Origin of the sequence: Streptomyces sp. NPDC093085, assembly GCF_040683935.1 — a bacterium.
GTDB lineage: Bacteria > Actinomycetota > Actinomycetes > Streptomycetales > Streptomycetaceae > Streptomyces.
The window spans coordinates 618,294-641,454 of the sequence record NZ_JBFBFB010000002.1 but is presented as its reverse complement, the minus strand read 5'-3'; the positions used below and the strand labels follow the sequence as shown (position 1 = coordinate 641,454).

The 23,161-nt window shown below is 71.7% G+C and carries 16 protein-coding genes; 12 read left to right on the top strand and 4 right to left on the bottom strand.

From position 1 onward, the window contains the following. Positions 1 to 77: 77 nt before the first annotated feature. From ispG to ispH, 3 genes are all read right to left on the bottom strand, one after another. Complete coding sequence (gene ispG, locus AB0O07_RS09510) at positions 78 to 1,220, bottom strand: flavodoxin-dependent (E)-4-hydroxy-3-methylbut-2-enyl-diphosphate synthase (protein WP_365629557.1); 1,143 nt, start codon at positions 1,218 to 1,220, stop codon at positions 78 to 80. Beyond that, the gene (locus AB0O07_RS09505) at positions 1,217 to 3,037 is read right to left on the bottom strand and encodes a 1-deoxy-D-xylulose-5-phosphate synthase (RefSeq protein ID WP_365629554.1); all 1,821 of its coding nucleotides are present in this window, start codon (positions 3,035 to 3,037) and stop codon (positions 1,217 to 1,219) included. Before AB0O07_RS09505 ends, ispG begins: the two co-directional genes overlap by 4 nt. 67 nt (positions 3,038 to 3,104) lie before the next feature. After that, on the bottom strand, positions 3,105 to 4,055 hold the full coding sequence (ispH, locus tag AB0O07_RS09500) for a 4-hydroxy-3-methylbut-2-enyl diphosphate reductase (protein WP_365629551.1): 951 nt from the start codon (positions 4,053 to 4,055) through the stop codon (positions 3,105 to 3,107). Positions 4,056 to 4,369: 314 nt separating this feature from the next. On the opposite strand from ispH, the gene AB0O07_RS09495 reads away from it, so the two are divergent. Both AB0O07_RS09495 and AB0O07_RS09490 read left to right on the top strand, forming a co-directional pair. Then, a complete protein-coding gene (locus AB0O07_RS09495; RefSeq protein ID WP_365629548.1) occupies positions 4,370 to 5,239 on the top strand; it encodes a methyltransferase domain-containing protein in 870 nt (289 codons plus the stop codon). 97 nt (positions 5,240 to 5,336) lie between these two features. Continuing rightward, positions 5,337 to 6,167 carry a methyltransferase domain-containing protein gene (locus AB0O07_RS09490; protein WP_365629545.1) on the top strand — a complete coding sequence of 277 codons (831 nt, stop codon included), beginning with the start codon at positions 5,337 to 5,339 and terminating at the stop codon, positions 6,165 to 6,167. A 214-nt stretch (positions 6,168 to 6,381) separates the two neighbouring features. Here AB0O07_RS09490 and AB0O07_RS09485 read toward each other — a convergent pair whose 3' ends face one another. Beyond that, positions 6,382 to 7,641, bottom strand: a complete 1,260-nt coding sequence (locus tag AB0O07_RS09485) for a cytochrome P450 (protein ID WP_365629542.1) — start codon at positions 7,639 to 7,641, stop codon at positions 6,382 to 6,384. Between the two features lie 377 nt (positions 7,642 to 8,018). On the opposite strand from AB0O07_RS09485, the gene AB0O07_RS09480 reads away from it, so the two are divergent. The 10 genes from AB0O07_RS09480 to car are packed head-to-tail and all read left to right on the top strand — an operon-like array spanning position 8,019 to position 23,020. Next, positions 8,019 to 9,101, top strand: a complete 1,083-nt coding sequence (locus AB0O07_RS09480) for a polyprenyl synthetase family protein (RefSeq protein WP_365629539.1) — start codon at positions 8,019 to 8,021, stop codon at positions 9,099 to 9,101. 14 nt (positions 9,102 to 9,115) lie between these two features. Beyond that, entirely contained in the window at positions 9,116 to 10,270 is a 1,155-nt protein-coding gene (locus AB0O07_RS09475) for a cytochrome P450 (RefSeq protein WP_365629536.1), read from the top strand. 10 nt (positions 10,271 to 10,280) lie between these two features. Next, a complete protein-coding gene (locus AB0O07_RS09470; protein WP_365629533.1) occupies positions 10,281 to 11,177 on the top strand; it encodes a UbiA family prenyltransferase in 897 nt (298 codons plus the stop codon). Continuing rightward, the gene (locus AB0O07_RS09465; protein ID WP_365629530.1) at positions 11,174 to 12,022 is read left to right on the top strand and encodes an arylamine N-acetyltransferase; all 849 of its coding nucleotides are present in this window, start codon (positions 11,174 to 11,176) and stop codon (positions 12,020 to 12,022) included. The genes AB0O07_RS09470 and AB0O07_RS09465 overlap by 4 nt, the downstream gene beginning before the upstream one ends. Continuing rightward, on the top strand, positions 12,022 to 14,190 hold the full coding sequence (gene pabB, locus AB0O07_RS09460; protein WP_365630333.1) for an aminodeoxychorismate synthase component I: 2,169 nt from the start codon (positions 12,022 to 12,024) through the stop codon (positions 14,188 to 14,190). Before AB0O07_RS09465 ends, pabB begins: the two co-directional genes overlap by 1 nt. Beyond that, positions 14,187 to 15,116, top strand: a complete 930-nt coding sequence (locus AB0O07_RS09455; protein WP_365629528.1) for a diiron oxygenase — start codon at positions 14,187 to 14,189, stop codon at positions 15,114 to 15,116. Before pabB ends, AB0O07_RS09455 begins: the two co-directional genes overlap by 4 nt. 40 nt (positions 15,117 to 15,156) lie before the next feature. Beyond that, positions 15,157 to 16,551 carry a 3-deoxy-7-phosphoheptulonate synthase class II gene (locus AB0O07_RS09450; protein WP_365629525.1) on the top strand — a complete coding sequence of 465 codons (1,395 nt, stop codon included), beginning with the start codon at positions 15,157 to 15,159 and terminating at the stop codon, positions 16,549 to 16,551. Positions 16,552 to 16,578: 27 nt separating this feature from the next. Continuing rightward, positions 16,579 to 17,817 carry a cytochrome P450 gene (locus AB0O07_RS09445; protein WP_365629522.1) on the top strand — a complete coding sequence of 413 codons (1,239 nt, stop codon included), beginning with the start codon at positions 16,579 to 16,581 and terminating at the stop codon, positions 17,815 to 17,817. Positions 17,818 to 17,832: 15 nt separating this feature from the next. After that, positions 17,833 to 19,533, top strand: a complete 1,701-nt coding sequence (locus AB0O07_RS09440) for a carbamoyltransferase N-terminal domain-containing protein (RefSeq protein WP_365629519.1) — start codon at positions 17,833 to 17,835, stop codon at positions 19,531 to 19,533. Then, entirely contained in the window at positions 19,448 to 23,020 is a 3,573-nt protein-coding gene (car, locus tag AB0O07_RS09435; RefSeq protein ID WP_365629516.1) for a carboxylic acid reductase, read from the top strand. Before AB0O07_RS09440 ends, car begins: the two co-directional genes overlap by 86 nt. The last annotated feature ends 141 nt before the right edge of the window (positions 23,021 to 23,161 follow it).

Here is a 23,161-nt window from a genome sequence, read left to right as displayed (position 1 = left end):
TCCGTATCCGTACGGTCATATGCGAACCGCTTTCCCTGTTGTGTTTCCCTGGCGTTCACTCTGTCTCTTCCGGCCGTTCATCCTTCGATGTCCACACCCCTTTCCTCGGCGATACGCACGGCCTCGGCCAGCAGGGTCTCCACGATCCGCGACTCCGGGACCGTGCGGATCACCTCGCCCTTGACGAAGATCTGGCCCTTGCCGTTGCCCGCCGCGACACCGAGATCGGCCTCGCGTGCCTCGCCCGGCCCGTTGACGACACAGCCCATCACCGCCACCCGCAACGGCACCGGGAACCCTTCGAGCGCAGCGGTGACCCGCTCGGCGAGGGTGTGCACATCGACCTGGGCCCGGCCGCAGGACGGACACGACACGATGTCCAGCCCCCGTGGCCGCAGCCCGAGCGACTCCAGGATCTGCGTACCGACCTTGACCTCCTCGACCGGCGGCGCGGAGAGCGAGACCCGTATGGTGTCGCCGATGCCCTCCGCGAGCAGGGCGCCGAACGCGACCGCGGACTTGACGGTGCCCTGGAACCGGGGGCCCGCCTCCGTCACCCCGAGGTGCAGCGGGTAGTCGCACCGGGCGGCGAGCTCGCGGTACGCCTCGATCATCACCACCGGGTCGTTGTGCTTCACCGAGATCTTCAGATCGGTGTAGCCGTGCTCCTCGAACAACGAGCACTCCCACAGCGCCGACTCCACCAGCGCCTCCGGGGTGACCCCGCCGTGCTTGCGCAGCAACCGCCTGTCCAGCGACCCGGCGTTCACCCCGATCCGGATCGGGACGCCCGCGTCCCCGGCGGCCCGGGCGATCGCGCCGACCTGGTCGTCGAACCGGCGGATGTTGCCGGGGTTGACCCGTACCGCCGCACAGCCGGCGTCGATCGCGGCGAAGACGTACTTCGGCTGGAAGTGGATGTCGGCGATCACCGGGATGCCCGACTTGCGGGCGATCACCGGCAGCGCCGCCGCGTCGTCCGCCGTCGGCACGGCGACCCGTACGATCTCGCACCCCGCCGCGGTGAGTTCGGCGATCTGCTGGAGCGTGGCGTTGACGTCGGCGGTGGACGTGGTGGTCATCGACTGGACCGACACCGGCGCGTCACCGCCGACCGGCACCGGACCCACCATGATCCGGCGAGAGGTCCGCCGGGTGGCCACCGAACGCGGTGGCCTCTCCTCGCGCGGCGAGGGCATGCCCAGATCGACGGTCGTCACAGTTCCTCCCCTGAGTGGACCGGCCAGGTGCCGGGGGCGTCCATGTCCGCCGTCGGTACGGAGTCGAGGCCGGCCAGCAGCTCCTCCACGGCCCCGGTGACGCTCCGCGCGGTCAGCCCGCAGGCGGCGAGCACCTCGGCCCTGGTGCCCTGGCCGAGGAACCGCCTCGGGATGCCGAACTCGCGCAGCGGGGTCCGTACCCCGGCGTCCCGCAGCGTCTGCGCGATCGCCGAACCGACCCCGCCCGCCCGGCTGTTGTCCTCCACCGTGATCGCGAGCCGGTGGCGGCGGGCCAGATCGGCCAGCGCGGGGTTGACCGGGGTGACCCACCTCGGGTCCACCACCGTCACCCCGGCGCCCCGGGCCCGTAACGCGTCGGCGACGGTGAGCGCGAGCCCGGCCAGCGCGCCCACCGCGACGATCAGCACATCCAGCGAGCCGGCCCGGCGCAGCACATCGAGCCCGTTGAACGCGGCGACGGCGGGGAGGTCCGCGCCGGCGGGGCCCTTGGGGAAGCGCAGCAGGGTCGGACCCTCGCGCCAGGCCACCGCCTCGGCCAGCAGCTCGGCCAGCCGGGTGCCGTCCCGTGGCGCCGCGATCCGCAGCCCCGGCACCACCTGGAGCACCGACAGGTCCCACATGCCGTTGTGGCTCGGACCGTCGTCGCCGGTCACCCCGGACCGGTCGAGGACGAAGGTCACCGGGCGGCGGTGCAGTGCGACATCCATGAGGAGCTGGTCGAGCGCGCGGTTGACGAACGTGGAGTAGATGGCCACCACCGGGTGCACGCCGCCCAGGGAGAGCCCGGCGGCCATCGTCACCGCGTGCTGCTCGGCGATGCCGACATCGATCACCCGGTGCGGATACCTGCGTTGCAGGGGCAGGAGCCCGGTCGGCTCCGCCATCGCGGCCGTGACCGCCACGAGGTCGTCGCGCCGCTCGGCCAGTTCGACCAGCTTCTCGCCGAACACCGAGGTGAACGACGGGGGCGAGGCCTTCAGCGCCCGCCCGGTCCGTGGATCCATCGGTTTGACGGCATGGCCGAGGTCGAGGTCGTTGGCCTCGGTGTGCCGGTATCCCCTGCCCTTGGCGGTGATCACATGCACCACCACCGGGCCGCCCAGCGCCACCGCCTGGCGCAGGGCGTCCTGGACGGCGGGGAGGTCGTGACCGTCGACGGGACCCAGATAGCCGAGCCCGAGTTCCCCGAACACACCGGCCCCGTGCCCGGCGCGCAGCCCGGACAGGTGCTCGGCGAACCCGCCGACGGTCGGCGCGTATGAGCGCCGGTTGTCGTTGAGCACGATGACGAGCGGCCGTTCCGGGCCGCCCGCGATGTTGTTGAGCGCCTCCCAGGCCATGCCGCCGGTCATCGCGCCGTCACCGATGACCGCGACCGTCGCCCGGTCGCGTACCCCGAGATGGGCGTCGGCCCTGGCCAGCCCGTCCGCGTAGGAGAGCGCGGTGGACGCGTGCGAGTTCTCCACCAGGTCGTGCTCGGACTCCTCCCGGCTCGGGTAGCCGGAGACCCCGCCCGCCTTCCGCAGCCGGTCGAAGCCGTCCTGACGACCCGTGAGGATCTTATGTACGTACGACTGGTGTCCGGTGTCCCAGAGCAGCCGGTCCCGGGGGGACTCGAACACCGTGTGGAGTGCGATGGTCAGCTCGACCACGCCCAGGTTGGGCCCGAGGTGTCCGCCGGCGGCGGAGACCCGTTCGATCAGGAACGCGCGGATCTCCCCCGCGAGTTCGCGGAGTTCCCCGGCGGTCAGCTCACGGAGCCGCGCCGGGTCGCCCACGGTCTTCAGCAGCGTCATCCCGAACAGCGCTCCTCACCGGGTGGGGCGGGCGGCCGGGGCCGCCCTCGCGATCGGTCCCGGCCGGTCACCGCGCGTCCGCCGCTCCGGTCAGCCGCGAGGGCGGGGAGAACACGATGTCCTCGGTCGCCACCCGCGCCACGGACGTGTCCGCGTACCCCAGTTCGGCGAGCCGGCCGAGCAGCTCGTCGACGAGGATCTCCGGCGCGCTCGCTCCGGCGCTCACGCCGACCGTACGCACACCGGCCAGCCACGCGGGGTCCAAGTGGCCCACGTCCGGGACCAGTTCGGCCCGACCGCCGAGCCGGCGCGCCACCTCGACCATCCGGATCGAGTTGCTGGAGTTGACCGAACCGACCACCAGCACCAGATCGCACCGGTCCACGATGGCCCTGATGCCGTCCTGGCGGTTCTGGCTGGCGTAACAGATGTCGTCGGCGGCGGGCCCGCGCAGGTCGGTGAACCGGCGCCGGAGCACGGCGATGATGTCCCTGGTCTCGTCCACCGAGAGCGTGGTCTGGGTGAGGAAGGCGACCGGCGCGTCGGCGGGCAGGTCCAGTGCCTCCGCGTCGGCGACCGTCTCGACGATGACCGTCCGGTCGGGGGCGTGCCCGTAGGTGCCCTCGACCTCCTCGTGGTCCGCGTGCCCGATCAGCAGCAGCGTCCGCCCGTCGCGGGCGAACCGGAGAGCCTCCTGGTGCACCTTGGCCACCAGGGGACAGGTCGCGTCGAGCACGTCGAGACCGCGGGCGTCCGCGTTCCGCCGCACCTCCGGGGAGACCCCGTGCGCGGAGAAGACACAGACCGCGCCCTCCGGCACCTCCTGCTCGGAGTCGACGAACCGGACACCCCGGCGCTGGAACTCGCGCACCACATAGTGGTTGTGCACGATCTCCTTGCGGACGTAGACCGGCGCGCCGTGCTGTTCCAGCGCGAGATCGATGATGGCTATCGCCCGGCGTACACCGGCACACAAACTGCGCGGCTCGGCCAGCAGGACCTGCTTACCGCTACCCATTCCCACTCCGTTCCGTGCCAAGACGTCCGTGTGGGCCTGCTTAATGGCCGGAGTCGAATACGGCCGTGCTGCCGCCCGGCAGCCATCATTCCGCAGGGCAGCCGGATCCGGGCCCCGGAGCCGTCTTCTTTGGGGTTTTTCCTAAAGCCGACGATGCCCCACGCCGTTTCGTTGACACGGCCGGAGGCGTCCCCCCAGGATGGCGTCCAATAGCTGCCACTCAATTTAAGCTCGTCGAACCGCGTTGCCGGCATCCGAGCTGTGGAGGAGTGACTGTGTCAAATCTGGAAGAAATCGCGAGTTCCCCTCGGGCAGTGCTGGAGCCTCAGGACGAGGTGCGCATAGTCGGCCAGTACTACGACGGCAAAACGGCCAGGCTTGTTCGTAAATACGGGCCCGGCCCCAGGATTCACTACCACGTAGGTCACTATCCCTCCGCCAAAACGCCGCTGAATGTCGAGGACGCGACGGCGGACGACATTCGCCGCAGCATCAGGACCCACCAGGAGGGTCTGCTGCGGTACGCGGCCAAGATCTGGGGCGCCGAACACCGGCTGTCCGGGCGGATCCTGGATGTCGGGTGCGGTCTCGGCGGCGGCTCGCTCTTCTGGGCGCAGGAGTACGGCGCCGATGTCACGTCCGTCACCAACGCGCCGGAACACGCCCCGATCGTCGAGGGGTTCGCGCGGGAGGCCGGCGTGGGCGAGCAGGTCCGCACCGTGGTCTGCGACGCCATGCACCTCCCCTTGGACGGCCCCTACGACGCGGCGGTGGCCATCGAGAGCAGCGGATATTTCAACCGCCCCCAGTGGTTCGAGCGGCTGTCGCGCGTGCTCCGTCCCGGCGCCAGTGTGTGCGTCGAGGAAGTGTTCACCACCCGCCCGCACGGGGCCGATGTGTGGGCCGAATACTTCTACACGAAGCCGGCCTCGGTACGTGACTACGCGGAAGCCGCGCAGGCCGCGGGTTTCGAGCTGGTCGACGACGTCGACGCCACGGCGGAGACCCTGCCGTTCTGGGAGGAGAGCGCCGCCTGGACGAAGGCGGTACTGGAGAGCGACACCGGCCTTTCGCCGGTCGAGCGCAGGCAGCTCAGGATATCCCTGCTGGCGAACCAGGCGCTCGGCACCGAATGGGGAGCGGGCGGGCTCCGGCTGGGATTCCTGCGCTTCGAACTGAAGTGAGCGGAGAACGCACGGGCGGATTCCCGGGGCCCCCGCACCACCCGACGGCCCCGGCGGCCGTCCTTCCCGCCACCTTCACGACGATACGGAGTTCCTCATGACGGTCGAGCAGTTTCCCGCTCCTGGCGATGTCGCCACCGTGTACGACGGGATCGGCCAGATCTACGGTTCAGCGTGGGGCCCCAACAAACACTACGGATACTGGGAGAACGACGCCGACGACAGCTCCGTCGAGGAAGCCACCGACCGCCTGACCGACCTGATGATCTCGGGCATCGCCGCCCGTCCCGGCCAACGCGTCCTGGACATCGGCTGCGGCATCGGCCATCCCGCGCTGCGGCTGGTCCGCGCCTGTGACGTGGATGTCGTGGGCATCTCCGTCAGCCATGTCCAGGTGGCGAAGGCCAATGAACTCACGGCCGAGGCCGGGCTCGCCGACCGGGCCACGTTCCAGTTCGCGGACGCGATGGACATGCCCTTCCCCGACGGCTCGTTCGACGCCGCCTGGGCGTTCGAGTCGATGTGGCACATGCCCGACCGGGGCCAGGTGCTCGCCGAGGCCGCCCGTGTCCTGCGCCCCGGCGGCCGGCTCGCCGTCGCCGATGTCATCGAACGCGGCCCGGTCAGCCCGGAGGGCCGCGCGGTCCTGGACCACATCTGCGCGAACTACGCGGTGCGCTCGCTGGGCACGATCGACGAGTACCGTACGGCGCTGGCCGCCAACGGCTTCGTCGACGTGGAGATCCGCGACATCAGCGACAACGTCGGCCGCACCCTCGATCGCATGGCCGACGCGGTGGAGACCGTCCGCGACAAGCTGGCCGCGCTGGTCGGCGAGGAACAGGCCGGCTCGCTCATCGACTTCATGCGGCTCTCCGCTGCCACCCCGGAGAGCGGCTACGTCTATCTGACGGCGGTCCGCGCCTGACCGCGTGAGCCGTCCCCGGCGAGGGGCCTGCCGGTCGCCATGGGCGGCCGGCAGGCCCCTCGGCCGTCCGGCCCGTCATCCGTCCGTCCGGCAGGCGGGACCCGTCCGGCACGTGGCCAGGCGGGACCCGTCCGGTACGTGGGAAACCGTCCGGCACGCGGGAACGGCCCGCCAGGCGAACTGGCGGGCCGTTCCGGCCTGTCGCGGCCAGGCCCTAGTCGTCGGCCCGGTGCCGGACCCGCAACTCGGTCAGCGCCCGGAGCGGAAAGACCGGCCGGTGACGCGGCGGAAGCCCCGGTGCCAGCCTCAGCCCCGGCATCCTGGCGGCGACAGCCTGGACCGCGATCTCCAGCTCAGCGCGGGCGAATCCGGCGCCGAGGCAGAAGTGGATGCCGTGCCCGAACGCGAGATGGGCGGCGGACCCGCTGCCCGGCGCGAACGCCGCCGGGCAGGCGTGGGAGCGGCTGTCCCGGCCGGCCGCTCCGTACAGCAGCAGCAGCCGGCTCCCCTCGGCCAGCGGAACGCCGCCGACCACGACATCACGGAGCGCGGTCCGGTACATGCCCGCCAGCGGACTGTCGAACCGCAGCCCCTCCTCGACCAGCTCCCGGGTGCCGACCTTCCCGTCGACGACCTCGGCCCAGCCGCCGGGAGACCCGAGCTGCTGGAAGAAGATCGTCCCCAGCGCCTCGGCGCAGGTCATGTGCCCGGCGAAGATCAGCGTGGGGACCTGGACGGAGACCTCGTCGGCGGTGAGCGTATGGCCCGCCCTGCCCTCGTGGAGCAGCTCGCTGATCAGGTCGTCCCGCGGCGAGGCGAGCCGCTCCCGTACGAGCGAACGGGCGAAGGCCCCGAACTCCATCAGCCCACGGGCGTGTTCCCGCAGCAGCTCGGGGTCGACGTCGCTCCGCACCATCATCAGCTCGATGCGCTGCTCGGACCAGGTGCGGCAGCGGTCGAGGTACTCGTCCGGGATCCCGAGCCGCCGGCAGATCACCTCCAGGGCGTACGGAACGGCGAACCCCGAGATGAGGTCGGACTCCTCGGCGGCGGCGAAACGCTCGGCGTGGGCGGTGGCGATCGTACGGATCGTCGGTTCGAAGTCCCTGACCCTGGCCGGGGTGAACCCGGCGTTGAGCACCTCCCTGACCTTGGCGTGCTCGGGCGGGTCGAGCGAGCCGACGGCCACGGCGTCGACGCCGCGCCAGGTGCGGAACATCCGGCTCACGTCCTCCGGCAGCTCGACCGCGGGACGGGGGTTGTGGTCGCGCGCCGAGAAGCTCCGGTCGTCCCGCAGCACCGCGACCATGTCCTCGCGCCGGGTGACGCACCACGCGCCGAGCAGCGGGGCGTAGAACACCGGCTCCGCGCCCTCCAGACCGGCCAGGAACGCGTACGGGTCGTCGCGATGTGCGCCATACGGGTCGAACGGCCTGCCTTCACGCAGTTGCTCGGAATCGGCCGATATAGACATGTCGCCTCTCAGACTTCAGTGAACCATTCCCGGCGCCGATCGGTGCGGTGAACCATCATTCCGCAGAGCGGCCGGATCCGGGCCCCGCACCGTGTTCTTTGGGGTTTTTCCTAAAGTCGGAGATGCCCGCGCCACCGTCGTTGACACGGCGGTGGCGCTCGATCCAGGATGGCGGTCGGAACGATCACGCAATTCCGGAACATCGCTCCAGGTTCCGATGGCGCGTCGGCGGCAGTCGCAGTTGAAGTCGACGCAGCATATTCAATGCTCAATGCGGAGATATTTTTCTGTATTCGGTGGTCGAATTCACGGAATACCAGTGCGCGGCTCGGAGCGGGACAGAAATCGGGAAGGCGTGCGACCGGAGGAGAATCCTGATGAGCACACTCGACACCTCGTCGGCCGGGCGCCGGACGCTCCTGTCGCCGAGTGCGGTGCGGTCGGCGGTCCTGCCCGTCGTACGGGAGCGGGTCGCCGCGCTGGAGCCGACCCTGGCCCGGATCTGCTCGTACCACCTCGGCTTCGTCGACGAACACGGCGGCCCCAGCGGCGCGCAGAACGGCAAGCTGACCCGCGCCGGCCTCATGGCGGCGGCGGCCGACGGGGTCGGCCTGCGGCCGGAGGACATCCGGTGCCAGGCGGCGGCGCTGGAGCTGCTGCACAACTCGACCCTGATCCACGACGACATCATCGACGCGGACGAACTGCGGCGCGGCCGCCCGGCCGCCTGGAAGGTGTTCGGCGCCGGACAGGCCATCCTGGCCGGGGACGCGCTCCAGGCCCTGGCGCTGCGGATGGTCGTGGACGACGAAGGCCCCGGCCACACGGAGATCGCCGGCCTCTTCGCCGAAGCCCTCGGGCTGGTCCTCGCGGGCCAGGCGCGCGAACTCACCGTCCGGCTGGGCCCGGACACCGGCACCGCCGCGTACGACCGGATCGTGACGGAGAAGACCTCCGCACTGCTGGAGTGCGCCCTCGTGACACCCGCGCTCCGGGCGGGCAGCCCGCAGCACGTCCGGGCCGCCCTGCGGAGCGCGGGCCGCCATCTGGGCCTCGCCTTCCAGATCCTCAACGATGTCGAGGACATCTGGGGCGACCCCGCCGTGACCGGCAAGCCCGTACGGAGCGACATCCTGCGGCGCAACCCGTCCTTCCCGGTGCTGGCGGCCCTGTCCACCGGCACCCCGGCCGGCGAACGGCTGCGCCTGCTCTGGGAGTCCGACGGCACCACGGCGGCGCACCTCCAGGAGATGGCCGGCCTCGTCGAGGAGACCGGCGGCCGGCACACCGCCGAGCGGACCTCCCGGGGGCATCTGGACACGGCTCTGGAGCACCTCGCACGAGCCGAGCTCACCCCGGCCGCGGCCGCCGGACTGACCGCGCTGTTCGACCGCATCGTCCACCGTGATCGTCCCCGGCAAGGTGGTCAGAACCTCGATTCCGGCGGAGGCCGTCAGTGAGTACCCCAGCTCAATTGCCTTTCGAGCAGACGCATGTGCTGCGACTCGCGCCCGGGCTGCGCGCACTCCAGTCCCGGGGCGCGGTCCACCGCGTGCGCACCGCCGAGGGCGAGGAGGCATGGCTGGTCACCGGGCACGCCTGGGTGAAACGGCTGCTCGACGACGACCGGCTCGGCCGCTCCCACCCCGACCCGGAGGCTGCGGCGAAGGACCGCGGGTCGGCGTTGCTCGCCGGCCTGCTGGGCGGCCTGGCCACCGACCACGCCCGGCTGCGCGCGCTGCTGGAACCGCACTTCTCACCCGAGCGGATGCGGGCGCTGCGGCCCTATGTCGAGCAGGCGACCGGGCAGCTCCTGGACCGGATGGCCGGGCAGCGGCCACCGGTGGACCTGCGCCAGGCGGTGGCGCTGTCGCTGCCGATCCAGGTGATGTGCGAGTGGCTGGGCGTGCCCCAGGAGGACAAGGACCGGTTCGGCGGCTGGACCCAGGACGCCGCCAGTGTCGGGGACCCGGCCAGGGCCCGGCAGGGGCTGGCCGAGTTGTTCGGCTACTGCGGACAACTGGTCGCCGACAAACGGAAGAACCCCGGCGACGACGCGATCTCCCGGATCTGCGCCACCGAGGGGGTCACCGACAACGAGGTCCTCGGGGTGACGGCGCTGCTGCTGTTCGGCGGTTACGAGACCACGGTGGCCCGGATCGGCACCTGTGTGTCACTGCTGCTGGCCGACCCCGGGCAGTGGCGGGCGCTCGTACACGACCCGGGCCTCGTTCCCGGCGCGGTCGAGGAGACCCTGCGGAGGTCGATGCCGAACCCGCACAACGGCGGCATGCCCCGGTACGCGCTGACGGACTTCGAGATCGACGGGACCGCCATCCGTACCGGCGACTTCGTGCTGCTGAACACCATCGCGGCCAACCACGACGAGACCGTCTTCGCCGACTCCGGCCGGGTCGACCTCACCCGCGACACCACGGACAGCCTCGCGTTCGGGCACGGCGCCTACTCCTGCGTCGGCGCGACGCTGGCCCGGATCCAGCTCCAGGTGGTGCTCACCCAGCTCGTCGCGCGCTTCCCGGCCCTGCGTCTGGCTGTCGGTGCGGAGGAGCTGGAACTGCGCCACAACACGCTGATCGGCGGGTTGATCCAACTTCCGGTGACATGGTGATTGGATCCTGATGCTGCACAAGATATCCACGGGCGTCGTCACGAAGAGCCCGGACACGGTCCGCTCCTATCTCCTGCTGATGCGGCTGGACAGGCCCACGGGGTACGTGCTCTACCTGCTGCCGGGGCTGTGGGCCGTCGCCCTCGCCCCCGGGCAGCGACCCGGCCCGCTGACGGTGGTGGCGGTCGCCCTCGCCGCGGTACTGGTGCGCGGCGCGGCCTGCGCGGTCAACGACGTGGTCGACAGGGAGGTCGACGCCCGGGTCGCCCGTACCGTCTCCCGCCCCGTCGCCTCGGGGGCCATCGGCGTCGGGAACGCGCTCCTGTTCGCCGCCGCACAGGGCGTGGCCGCCCTGCTGGTCCTGGCGGTCGCGAACAGGGAGACGGCCCTGGTCGTCGCCGCCTCGTACCCGCTGATCGTCGCGTACCCGTATATGAAGCGCGTCTTCTTCTGGCCCTCGGCGTTCCTGGCGCTGGTGATGAGCGTCTACGTACTGATCGGCTGGACGGCGGTGACGGGGAGCGTCGACTACCCGCTCGCGGTGTACGGCCTGTACGCCGGCGGGGCCTTCTGGACCCTGATCCACGACGCGATCTACTCCCATCAGGACAAGGAGTACGACCGGAACATCGGCGTCAAGTCCTCCGCCCTGCTCTTCGGCGAGGCCACCAAGGCCTGGCTGGCGGTGTTCATCGCGCTGAGCGTCGGCGGCGTGGTGTGGGCCGGCGCCCAGACATCGATCGGATGGGCGTTCTACCCGGTCGTGGCGGTCGCCGGGGCCTATCTCTCGGCTCTGCTCGTACGGGTGGACCTGGACGACCCGAAAGCGTGCTGGGACGCCTTTGTCGCCAACACCTACTTCGGCTGGATCGTTCTCGCGGCCGTGATCGCCGGGCGGCTCACATGACGGACGGACTCCGTGTGACGGACGGGATGTGGCAGGGGAGCGGCGTCGACCTGGACGCCTACCTGGCCCGGGTGGGTTACCGGGGTGACGTGGCCCCGGACCTCGCCACCCTGCGGGGCCTGCACACCGCCCATGTCGACGCGATCGCCTTCGAGAACCTCGACGCGGTGCTCGGGCGCACGGTGGTCCCGCTGGACCTGGCGAGCGTCCAGGAGAAGCTGGTACGGCGGGGCCGCGGCGGCTGGTGCCTGGAGCAGGTCGTGCTGACAGCGGCCGTGCTGGACCGCATCGGGTTCACCTTCACGGCGTTCGCCGGCCGGACGCGGATCCGCACCGGGAGCAGGTTCGGACCCGCCCTGCACGTGGCCCTCTGCGTGGAACTCGACGGCGAACGCTGGCTCCACGACGTGAGTTTCGGGGCGTACGGGCCGCACGAACCGGTCCGGCTCGCGGAGCACGCGCGGCTCGACGGCGACTGGCCCTTCGACCTCGTACGGGAGCCGACCGGGGAACACGTCCTGCGCTTCCTGCGGCCGGAGGGAGCGGCGGAGCTCTACGGCTTCACCACGGATGCGCGCTATCCGTCGGACTTCGAACTCCTCCACCACTTCTGCCTCACCCATCCGCGCTCGCCGTTCAACCACCGGATGGTCCTCCAGCGCATCCGGCCCGACGTGCGGCACCTCCTCGTCGGCACCACTCTCACGGAAATACGTCCCGGGGAGCCCGCGGCCGTCCGGGAACTCGACGCGGACGAGGCGCTCTCCGCTCCCGAGGAGATCTTCGGGATCACCATGGAACCGGACGACATCCAGGCGCTCCGGAAAGTCTTGGGCGGCCCATGATGCGAACTCTGCTGCTGGACAACTACGACTCGTACACCTTCAACCTGTACCAACTGATCGCCGGCATCAACGGCGAGGAGCCCGTCGTCATGGTCAACGACGACCCGGCGCTCTCCGGGCTCCGGCTGGCGGACTTCGACAACATCGTGGTCTCCCCGGGCCCCGGACGGCCGCAGAACCCCCGCGACGCCGGCCTCGTCGGCGATCTGCTGCGCGACACCACCCTGCCCGTGCTGGGCGTCTGCTTCGGCCACCAGATGATCGCGCACCTGACCGGAGCGCCGGTGGTCGCCGCGCCCGAACCCCGGCACGGACACCTCGCCAAGGTCTCCCACGACGGGGATCCGCTCTTCGCCGGCGTGCCCCGCGAATTCGTCGCGGTCCGCTACCACTCGCTCTGCGTACGCGAACCCCTGCCCGAGGAACTCGTCGCCACCGCGTGGGCGGACGACGGTGTGCTCATGGCGCTGCGCCACCGCGATCTGCCGCAGTGGGGCGTGCAGTTCCACCCCGAGTCGATCGCCTCCCAGTACGGGCGGGAGATCCTGCGGAACTTCGCCGAACTGACCCGCCGGGCGCGGCCCGGACAACGGCCGGCCGCCGTCGGGACCGTCAACGGCACCGTCCCCCGGGCGGACCCCCACGCGCGTACCCACACCGCTGCCGTACGGTCCGACGAGTCGCCCCGCGCGGCCGGAGGAGCCCGGGGCGCCGGGGGAGTGGGGATCATCAGTACGGCCGTGCCGGGCGCCGTCGACTCCGAGGCCGTCTTCCTCAAGCTCTTCGACACCGTTCCGTACTGCTTCTGGCTGGACAGCAGCCGGGTGGAGAAGGGACTTTCCCGGTTCTCGTTCCTCGGCGACATGTCAGGACCGCTCAGCGAGCTCCTGACCTACCGCACCGGCAGCGGGACGGTGGAGGTACGCGACGCCGACGGCGTCCACCATGTCACCGGCGACGTCTTCGGCATCCTCGAAGAGCGCCTGCGCGCACGGCGCGTCCCCGACACGGACCTCCCCTTCGACCTGACCGGCGGCTATGTCGGCTACTTCGGCTACGAACTCAAGGCCGAGAGCGGCGCCACCGCCCGCCACACCGCCGAAACACCGGACGCCGTCTGGATGTTCGCCGACCGGGTCATCGCCGTCGACCATCAGGAGGGCGTGACCTACCTGGTGGCCGTCCACGACGAGAGGACCCGGGACGACGCGCGGGAGTGGGTGGCACGGACCTCCGCGCTCCTGACGGATATGCATCCGGCCACCGGCGCCGCCCCGGCCGAACCCGCCCCGGCCGAACCCGCCCCCGCACCGCCGCCACGGGCGGAGGAGTACCTCGGCCGCGACCGGAGCCAGTACCTGGCGGACATCGCGGAGTGCCGGCGGCAGTTGAACCGGGGCGAGAGCTACGAGATCTGCCTGACCAACACCCTGCACCTGCCGTTCCACGACGACGACACCTCCTTCTATCTGCGGCTGCGCCGGACCAATCCGGCACCGTACGCCGCGCTCCTGCGCCTCGGCGACATCACGGTCTTCGGCTCCTCGCCCGAGCGGTTCCTCCGCGTCGAGCGGGACCGTACGGTCACCAGCAAGCCGATCAAGGGCACGGCCCCGCGCGACGCCGACCCGGTGCGCGACGCCGAACTGGCCGCCACCCTCGCTTCGAGCGCCAAGACCCAGGCCGAGAACCTGATGATCGTCGACCTGCTCCGGAACGACCTGGGCCGGGTCTGCGAGGTGGGCTCCATCGAGGTCGACCCGTACCTCGCCGTCGAGAGCTACGAGACCGTGCACCAACTGGTCTCCACGGTGCGCGGCCGGCTCAAGGACGGGGTCGGCGCGGTCGAGTGCGCCCGCCGGTGCTTCCCCGGCGGGTCGATGACCGGGGCGCCGAAGCTGCGCACCATGGAGATCATCGACCGACTGGAGACGGAGGCCCGGGGCATCTACTCCGGCGCCCTCGGCTACTTCGGCCTCTCCGGCGGCACCGACCTCAGCATCGTGATCCGCACCGCCGTCCGCGTCGGCGACCGGCTGACCATCGGGGCCGGCGGGGCGATCGTGCTCGACTCCGACCCGTACGAAGAGTACGAGGAGATGCTGCTCAAGGCGGCGGCGTCGCTCCGCGCCTGGCGCGCGCCGGCCGTGAAGGAGGTCTCCCGATGACCACGGCACGTGACGTACCCGAGTACGAGCGCGACCTGCTGACCCAGTTGACACTCCGCTGGGGGAAGCGGGTGGCCGTCAAGAAGGACGAACTCGACCTCGACGGCCACTTCGACGCGGCCCTGCCGGACTTCCCCGAACACCTCGTCCCGGTACTGCACCTGCCGGGCGCCGACCGGCTCGACCGGGAGGCCCGTGGCCGTATCCTCTCCGCCGCGTGGATCTCGTACAACGCGAAGACCGCGGCGGTCGAGGACGAGATCATCCTGCCGGCCTGCCGGCTGATGCTCCAGGACCGGATCCCCGTCCGCCGCGACGACATCGCCGTCGACGCGCTGCACCAGACGATCATCGACGAGCACTACCACATCCTGATGTGCCACAACGCCGTCGGCGTCACCCGCAGGCGCCGCGACCTGGCGGACCTGCGGTTCGCGCCGGGCGTCTGGTCGGTCGTCCAGGGACGGGACGCGGTCCGCGCCGGGCTCTCCGGGTTCGACCGCGACATCGTCGACATCGCGTTCTCCCTCGCCGCCGAGACCACGATCAGCGGCTTCCTCTCCGCGCTCGCCACCGCCCAGGACATCCAGCCGATGAACCGGATCACCACCGATCTGCACCGGCGGGACGAGAGCGGACACGCCGTGGTCTTCCGCGAGCTGTGCGGCTCGCTCTACCGGAACCTGGACGCCGCACAGCGGCGGATGTTCCGCGAAGCACTCGTCACCGGGCTCGCCGCGTTCCGCGCCGCCGACCTCGACCCCTGGGTGACCGTGGCGGCCCAGGGCGGCTTGGAGATCGGCACCGGCGAACTGAGGGAGTGGGCCGCGTCCCGGCCCGTGCCCGCGCGGGACACCGGACCGCTCCGGCTGCTCCTCGACGACCTCGGCATCGACCACGGCCTTGTCGAGATGGTCCGGCGCTGACGGCCCCGCGCCGTCGAGCCACGAGAAGCGGACGGAGACCATGGTGACCCTCACCGGCGAAGCCGCCGCGCACTGGCGGAGACTCGTCGCCCACCAGCGGCCGGAGTGGCCGGGACCGGCCGAACTCGGCGCCGTGACGGACCGGCTGGCGGCCCTGCCCCCGCTGGTCGCGCCCGAGGAGAGCGACACGCTCACCGCACGGCTCGCCCGGGCGGCGGAGGGCAAGGCCCTCCTGCTCCAGGGCGGCGACTGCGCCGAACGGTTCGACCACCTCTCGGCGCCGGCGGTCCACTCCACCCTGCGCCTCCTGCGGCAGATGGCCATGATCCTGGCGTACGCGTCGGAGCTGCCGGTGGTCACGGTGGGCCGGATGGCCGGGCAGTACGCGAAGCCCCGCTCCCGGCCGACCGAGACCGTCGACGGCCGCACCCTCCCGGCCTACCGGGGCGACGCGGTGAACGGCATCGGCTTCAGCCCGGCCGAACGACGCCCCGACCCGGCCCGGCTGCTCCGGATGTACGACGCGTCCCGCACCACCCTGGACCTCCTGCGCGGCTACGCGCACGGCGGCCCCGGGCCACGCCAACTCCACCAGGAGACCCTGGACTTCGTCGCGGACTCGCCGGCCGGTGAACGGTACGGCGCCCTCGCCGACCGGATCGGCCGGGCGCTCCCCCGCGACGGCACCCGCGGCACCGACAGCACGTACGGCGGCGGCGCTCCGGCGCCCACCACCGAGGTGTTCGCCGGCCACGAGGGACTGCTGCTCGACTACGAGGCCGCCCTGACCCGCCGCGACCCGCGCTCCGGCCGGCGGTACGCGGGGAGCGGCCACCTGCTCTGGATCGGCGACCGCACCCGCCGGCTCGACGGCGCCCATGTCGCCTACTTCGCGACCGTCGACAACCCGATCGCGGTGAAACTGGGCCCCACCGCCACCCCCGGAGAGGCGCTGGCCCTCGTCGACCGCCTCGACCCCGAACGGCGGCCGGGCCGGCTGACGTTCATCGTACGGATGGGGGCGCACCGCGTGCGGTATCTGCTGCCGGAGCTCGTGGAGAAGGTCACGGCCACCGGCGCGCCGGTGGTGTGGGTGTGCGACCCGATGCACGGCAACACCTTCGAGGCGCCCGGCGGGCAGAAGACCAGACGGTTCGGGGACATCCTCGCCGAACTCGCCGGCTTCTTCGAGGTGCACCGGGCGCTCGGCACCCACGCCGGCGGACTCCATGTGGAGCTGACCGGCGCGGATGTGACCGAGTGCGTCGGCGGCGGCGCCGGACTGGGCTTCGGCGACCTGCACCGCAGATACGAGTCGGCGTGCGACCCGCGCCTCAACCGGGGCCAGGCGCTCGACCTGGCCTTCCTGGCCGCCGAGATGTTCGCCGCCCGGCGCGGCGACGCGCCCGCCCCGCCCGCCCCGTCCGGCGCGTGACACCACCACCACTCCGAGGAAGCGCCCATGGACCAGAACCCCGCCCCGCTCGAACTCGACGACACGTTCGTGCAGGACCCCTACGCGGTGTACGCGAAGCTCGGTGCCGAAGGCCCGGCGCACCGGGTGATGATGCCCCCCGGAGTCCCCGTCTGCGGCGGACTGCCCGTCTGGCTCGTCATCGGCTACGACGCGGTGCGCTCCGCACTGGCGGACCCCCGGCTGAGCACCGATCTCCACCGCATGGACGGGCTGTTCGCGCAGAACGAGCCGGACGGCGACCGGCGGGCCGGCTTCTCACCCGCCATCGCCAGCCACATGCTCAACTCCGACCCGCCGGACCACACCCGGATGCGCAAGCTCGTGAACAAGGCGTTCACCAGCCGCGCCGTCGAAGCGCTCCGGCCGGAGATCGACCGGATCACCGCCGGACTGATCGACTCCCTCGCGGACGAGGACACGGTCGACCTGCTGGACGCCTTCGCGTTCCCGCTGCCGATCCGGGTGATCTGCCAGTTGCTGGGGGTACCCGTCGAGGAGCAGGAGAACTTCAAGTCCTGGTCCGAGGCGCTCGTCTCCGGCGACTCCCCCGAAGCGGCCGCCACCGCCACGACCGAGGTCGTCGCCTACCTCGGCGAACTCATCGAGCGCAAACGCCGCGTCCCCACCGACGACGTGCTCTCCGCCGTCGTCTCGGCCCACGACGTCGACAACCGGCTCACCGGCGTCGAACTGGTCTCGACCGCCTATCTGCTGTTCGTCGCCGGCTTCGAGACCACACTCAACGCCCTGGGCAACGGCACCCTCCATCTGATGCGGAACCTGGACCAGTGGGAGGCGCTCCGCGCCGACCGCTCCCTCCTCCCCGGCGCGGTCGAGGAGTTCCTGCGGCTGGAGAGCCCCCTGAAGCACGCCTCCTTCCGGTGTGCCACGGAGCCCCTGACCATCGGCGACGCCGAGATCCCGGCCGGCGACTTCGTCCTGCTGTCGATCGCCTCCGCCAACCGTGATCCGCGGCGCTTCGCGAACCCGCACGTGCTGGACGTCCGCAGGCCCGCCGACGGTGGCCACCTCGCCTTCGGACACGGCATCCACCACTGCCTCGGCGCGCCGCTCGCCCGGGTGGAGGTACGGGCGGCGTTCGGCGCCCTGCTCGACGCGTTCCCCGCGATGAGGCTCGCGGCCGACCCCGGGGAACCGCGGTGGCGCAACAGCACGATCATCCGCGGGCTCCACTCACTGCCGGTACGGCTGAACCGCCGCTAGCGCGGCCAGAAAGGTATGGCTGACCACATGCTCATCTGCGGGATCAAGGCATCGCACGACGGCGGGGTCGCCGTCATCGAAGACGGCCGCCTCCTCTTCAGCTACGAGATCGAGAAGCTGGACAACGGCGAGCGCTACAGCTCCCTCGGAGACCTGGAACGGGTGACCGGGATCCTCGCCGCGGAGGGCCTGGCACCCGCCGACATCGACCAGTTCGTGGTCGACGGCTGGTACACGGAGAACGCCGCGGGGGAGCCCGCCGTCACCGTGAACTCCGGCGGCCTGCCGGTGGCGCTCCGGGTGGCACCGTACCTGGAGACGCCCGGCGACGACGGGCCGCTGCAACGCCACACCTTCGACGGCCACGGCCACGGCCACGGCCACGGCCTCGGCCTCGGGGAGTACGCCGGCTACACCCATGTCGCCAACCACCTCATCGGCACGTACTGTTCGAGCCCCTTCGCCGCCCGGGGCGAGGACGCGTTCGTCCTGGTCTGGGACGGCCTCATCACGCCGCGCCTCTACCACATACGGGCGGCGACCCGTGAGGTGACCTTCGTCGAGGCCCTGATGCCCGTCTTCGGCGGCAGCTTCGCGGCCTTCTGCTCGCGGTTCGAGCCGTATCTGCTCGACACCGACGACGTCACGTCGGACACGTACATCCGCCGCCACCTCTCCGTCGCGGGGAAGGCCATGGCGTACGCGGCCAAGGGCCGGGTCGAGACCGGGGCCTTCGCCGTTCTCGACGACCTCATGGCCGAATACCGCGACATCTCCGTCGACCGGGTGGGAGTGCTGGGCGACAAGGTCGCCGCGAACCGGGACGAGCTGATGCCGGGGCTGTCCAACGCCGACATCATCGCCACCTACCAGGGCTACCTCGGCCACCACCTGCTCACCCGGCTCACCACGGCGGTACGGAGCCGCTTCCCGGCCGGCGGCCACCGCCTGGTGCTCGGCGGCGGCTGCGCGCTCAACATCAAGTGGAACACCGCGATCCGGGCCAGTGGGGTCTTCGAGGAGGTCTTCGTCCCGCCCTTTCCCAACGACGCGGGGGCGGCGATCGGGACCGCGGCCTGCGAGATGTTCCGGCGCGGCAGGACGGCCCTGGAGTGGGATGTCCACAGCGGACCCCGGATCACCACCGGCACCCTGCCCGGCGGATGGCGCGAACGGCCCTGCGACGAACGGGAGCTGGCCGCCCTGCTGCACACCGAGGGCGAACCGGTGGTCGTCCTCTCCGGCCGGGCGGAGCTGGGCCCGCGCGCCCTGGGCAACCGGAGCATCCTGGCGCCCGCGACCGACCTCCGGATGAAGGACCGGCTCAACGACATCAAGAAGCGGGCCCCGTACCGGCCCGTCGCCCCCATCTGCCTGGAGGACCGCGCGCCGGAGGTCTTCGCCCCCGGCACACCGGACCCGTACATGATCTTCGAGCACCGGATGCGCCCCGGCTGGGCCGAGCGCGTCCCGGCCGTCGTGCACCTGGACGGCACCGCCCGGCTCCAGACCATCGCGGCGGCCCAGGACACCGACACCGCCCGGATCCTCGCCGCCTACGCGGAGATCAGCGGAGTGCCCGTGCTCTGCAACACGAGCGCGAACCTTGAGGGACGGGGCTTCTTCCCCGATGTCGCTTCGGCGGCCCGATGGGGCCGGACGCGTTACATCTGGTCCGAGGGGAAGCTTTATACGAACCCCGGCCCGGGGGAGTGACCGACCGGCAGGCGGACCGTTCCCGGACCGGCCCGCCTGTCCCCGTACCGGTACGGCTGTCCCCGTACCGGTACGCCACCTATGCGACGCGGAGATCACAGTGCGACTCGCCCACCTCATGGCAGATGTCTTCGAGCGCTTCCAGGACCGGCCCGCCGTCGGAGAGCGCGCGCGGGAGTACCTACGGGACGCGGGGACCGGGCGCGTCTCGGTCCGCCTGCTGCCGCGCTACGAGACGACCACCTACCGGCAGTTGTGGAGCCGTATCCGCGCGGTGGCGAACGAATGGCACCACCACCCGGTCAGCCCGCTCGCCGCGGGCGACCGGGTGGCTCTCCTCGGCTTCACCAGCCGGGACTACGCCACCCTGGACCTGGCCTGCGGCTGTCTCGGCGTCGTCAACGTCCCGTTGCAGCTCAGCGCGTCGACCGGACAACTGGCCGCCGTCCTGGCGGAGACCGGGCCGTCCCTCCTCGCCGCCGGCGTCGAGCGGCTCTCCGTCGCAACCGAGCTGGCCCTGCGGACGCCCTCGGTCCGGCGGCTGCTCGTCTTCGACCACCACCCGGACGCCGAGGACCAGGCCGAGCGGTGCGCCGCCGCCCGCGACCGCCTGGCCGAGGCCGGACGGGACGTGGAGGTCGTCACCCTGACGGCCGTCCTCGACCGGGGCGCGGAGCTGCCCGAGGCGCCGCTGTACGTTCCCGGGGACGACGAGGACCCCCTCGCGACGCTCATCTACACCTCGGGGAGCACGGGCACGCCGAAGGGCGCGATGTACACCGAACGGCTCGCCCGGGTGATGTGGGAGGACCGGACGGAGCGGACCGGCCGCACCCTGGCCACCATCAACTACACGCCGCTCAGCCACTTCGCGGGCCACTTCCTGCTGACGAACGTCATGGCACGCGGCGGCACCAGCTACTTCACGGCGGGCAGCGACCTGTCGACCTTCTTCGACGACCTCGCCCTCGTCCGCCCCACCGAGCTGTATCTCGTGCCGCGCGTGTGCGAGATGCTCCACCAGCTCCACCAGAGCGAGACGGACCGGAGGATCTCCGCCGGAGAGGACCCCGAGCGGGCCTCGGCAGCGGTGCGCGAGCGGCTCCGTGACGAGGTCCTCGGCGGGCGTGTCGCCTCGGCGAGCTGCGGCTCCGCGCCGCTCTCCGCCGCCCTGACCGAGTTCACCGAGGCACTTCTCGGCGTCCCCCTGAACAACGCGTACGGCTCCACGGAGGTCCCCGGCATCGCCTTCAACGGCACGCTGCTCTCCCCGCCGGTGACCGACTACAAGCTGGCCGACGTGCCCGAACTCGGCTGCTTCCGCACCGACACCCCCCACCCGCGCGGCGAACTCCTGCTGAAGGCCGACGGCATCCCCGGCTACTACCGGCGCCCCGACCTGACGGCCGAACTCTTCGACGAGGACGGCTACTACCGGACCGGCGACATCGTCGCGGAGCTCGGACCACGCCGTATCGCCGTCCTGGACCGCCGCAAGGGCCTCCTGAAGCTCTCCCAGGGCGAGTACGTGGCGGTCTCCCGGCTGGAATCGGTCTTCGCGGCACCGCCGGTGCGGCAGATCTTCCTCTACGGCAACAGCGAGCGCTCCCACCTGCTCGCCGTCGTCGTCCCCACCCCCGAGGCCCTGCGCCGGTACGGGGACGACCCGCAGGGGCTCGAAGAGCTGCTGGGCCGGTCGCTCCGGCGGACCGCGAAGGACGCGGGCCTGAACTCCTACGAACTCCCCAGAGGGCTGCTGGTCGAGCCCGAGCCGTTCAGCCAGGCCAACGGCCTCCTCTCGGACCAGCGGAAGCTGCTCCGGCCCCAGCTCGTGGAGCGTTACGGCGAGCGACTGGAGCGGATGTACGAGGAGATCGCGGCCCGCGAGAGCCGGGAACTCCTCGACCTGCGCCGCACCGGCGGCGACCGGCCGGTGCTGGAGACGGTCCAGCGGGCCGCGCGGGCGCTGCTGGCGGGCTCGACGGCGGAGGTGAGCCCCGCAGCGCACTTCCGTGAGCTGGGCGGCGACTCGCTCTCCGCCGTGTCGCTCTCGAACCTGCTGGACGACACCTTCGGGGTCCGGGTGCCGGTCGACGTCATCATCAGCCCCGCGCACGACCTGCGGCAGGTGGCCGCCTATGTCGAGGCCGGACGCACCGCCTCGGCGCCGCGCCCCGACTTCGCTTCGGTGCACGGCGAGGACGCCACCGAGATCCACGCCAAGGACCTCACCCTGGGCCGGTTCATCGACCAGGCGACGCTCGACGGCGCCCGGAGCCTCCCGCGCCCCGCCGGGGAGCCGCGCCACGTTCTGCTGACCGGCGCGAGCGGCTATCTGGGGCGCTTCCTCACCCTGGAGTGGCTCCGGCGGCTGGCCCCGCTCGGCGGCAGGCTGACCGTGGTGGTCCGGGGGAAGGACCCGGCGGCCGCCGGGGCACGGCTCGCCGCCGCCTTCGGCAGCGAGGACCCCGAACTGCCGGGCGCTTTCGAAGAGCTGGCGGCGGAGCACCTGGAAGTCCTGGCGGGGGACATCGCCGAACCGCGACTGGGCCTGGACGAGGCGACCTGGGAACGGCTGGCCGGCGAGGTGGACCTCGTCGTCCACGCGGGCGCCCTGGTCAACCATGTGCTGCCGTACCGTCACCTGTTCGACGCCAATGTCCTCGGCACCGCCGAGCTGATCCGGCTCTCCCTGACCGGGCGGCTCAAGCCGTTCACGTACCTCTCCAGCGTGGCCGTCTCCCGCTCCCGCGCCGGAGACCCGCTCGACGAGGAGAGCGATGTGCGCGCCGCGCTCCCGGGCCGGCCCGCCGACGGCGGCTACGCGGGCGGGTACACGACGAGCAAGTGGGCGGGGGAGGTGCTGCTGCGGGAGGCGTACGACCTGTGCGCGCTGCCGGTGACGGTGTTCCGCTCCACCATGATCCTCGCGCACCGCCGGTACGCCGGGCAGCTCAACGTCCACGACATGTTCAGCCGGCTGCTCTTCACCCTCCTCGCGACGGGCGTGGCCCCGGACTCCTTCTACCGGACCGGCGGCGGCGAGCCGCCACGGGCCCACTACGACGGCCTGCCCGTCGACTTCACCGCCGAGTCGGTCGTCGCCCTGGGCCGGCACACCTCCGGGTACCGGACCTTCAACCTGGTGAACCCGCACGACGACGGCGTCTCGCTCGACACCTTCGTGGAGTGGCTGATCGCGGACGGCCACGGTGTCGAGCGGATCGCGGGGTACGGCGACTGGCTCGTCCGCGCCGAGGCCGCCCTGCGCAACCTGCCCGAGGCGCGGCGCCGGTACTCGATCCTCCCCCTGCTGGGGGCCTTCCGCGAACCGGAGGAGGCGGTGCCCGGCTCCGACGTCCCGTCGGCCCGCTTCCGGGCGGCCGTCCGGGCGGCCGGTATCGGCCCGGACGGCGACGTGCCACGGCTGTCCCCCGCCCTCATCCGCGCGTATGCGACGGAGCTGCGGCGCCTGATGGCGGCCTGAGCGGCCACCGCCCCTTCTCCGGGCGCGGTACGCAGCAGCCCCGAGCCCCCCGCCGACCGTGCGCCCCCTCGCGCGGTCGGCGGGGGGCTTCCGCGTACGGGTGCCCGCTCCGTTCGGAATACCCCCCTGGGTATCTCTGTT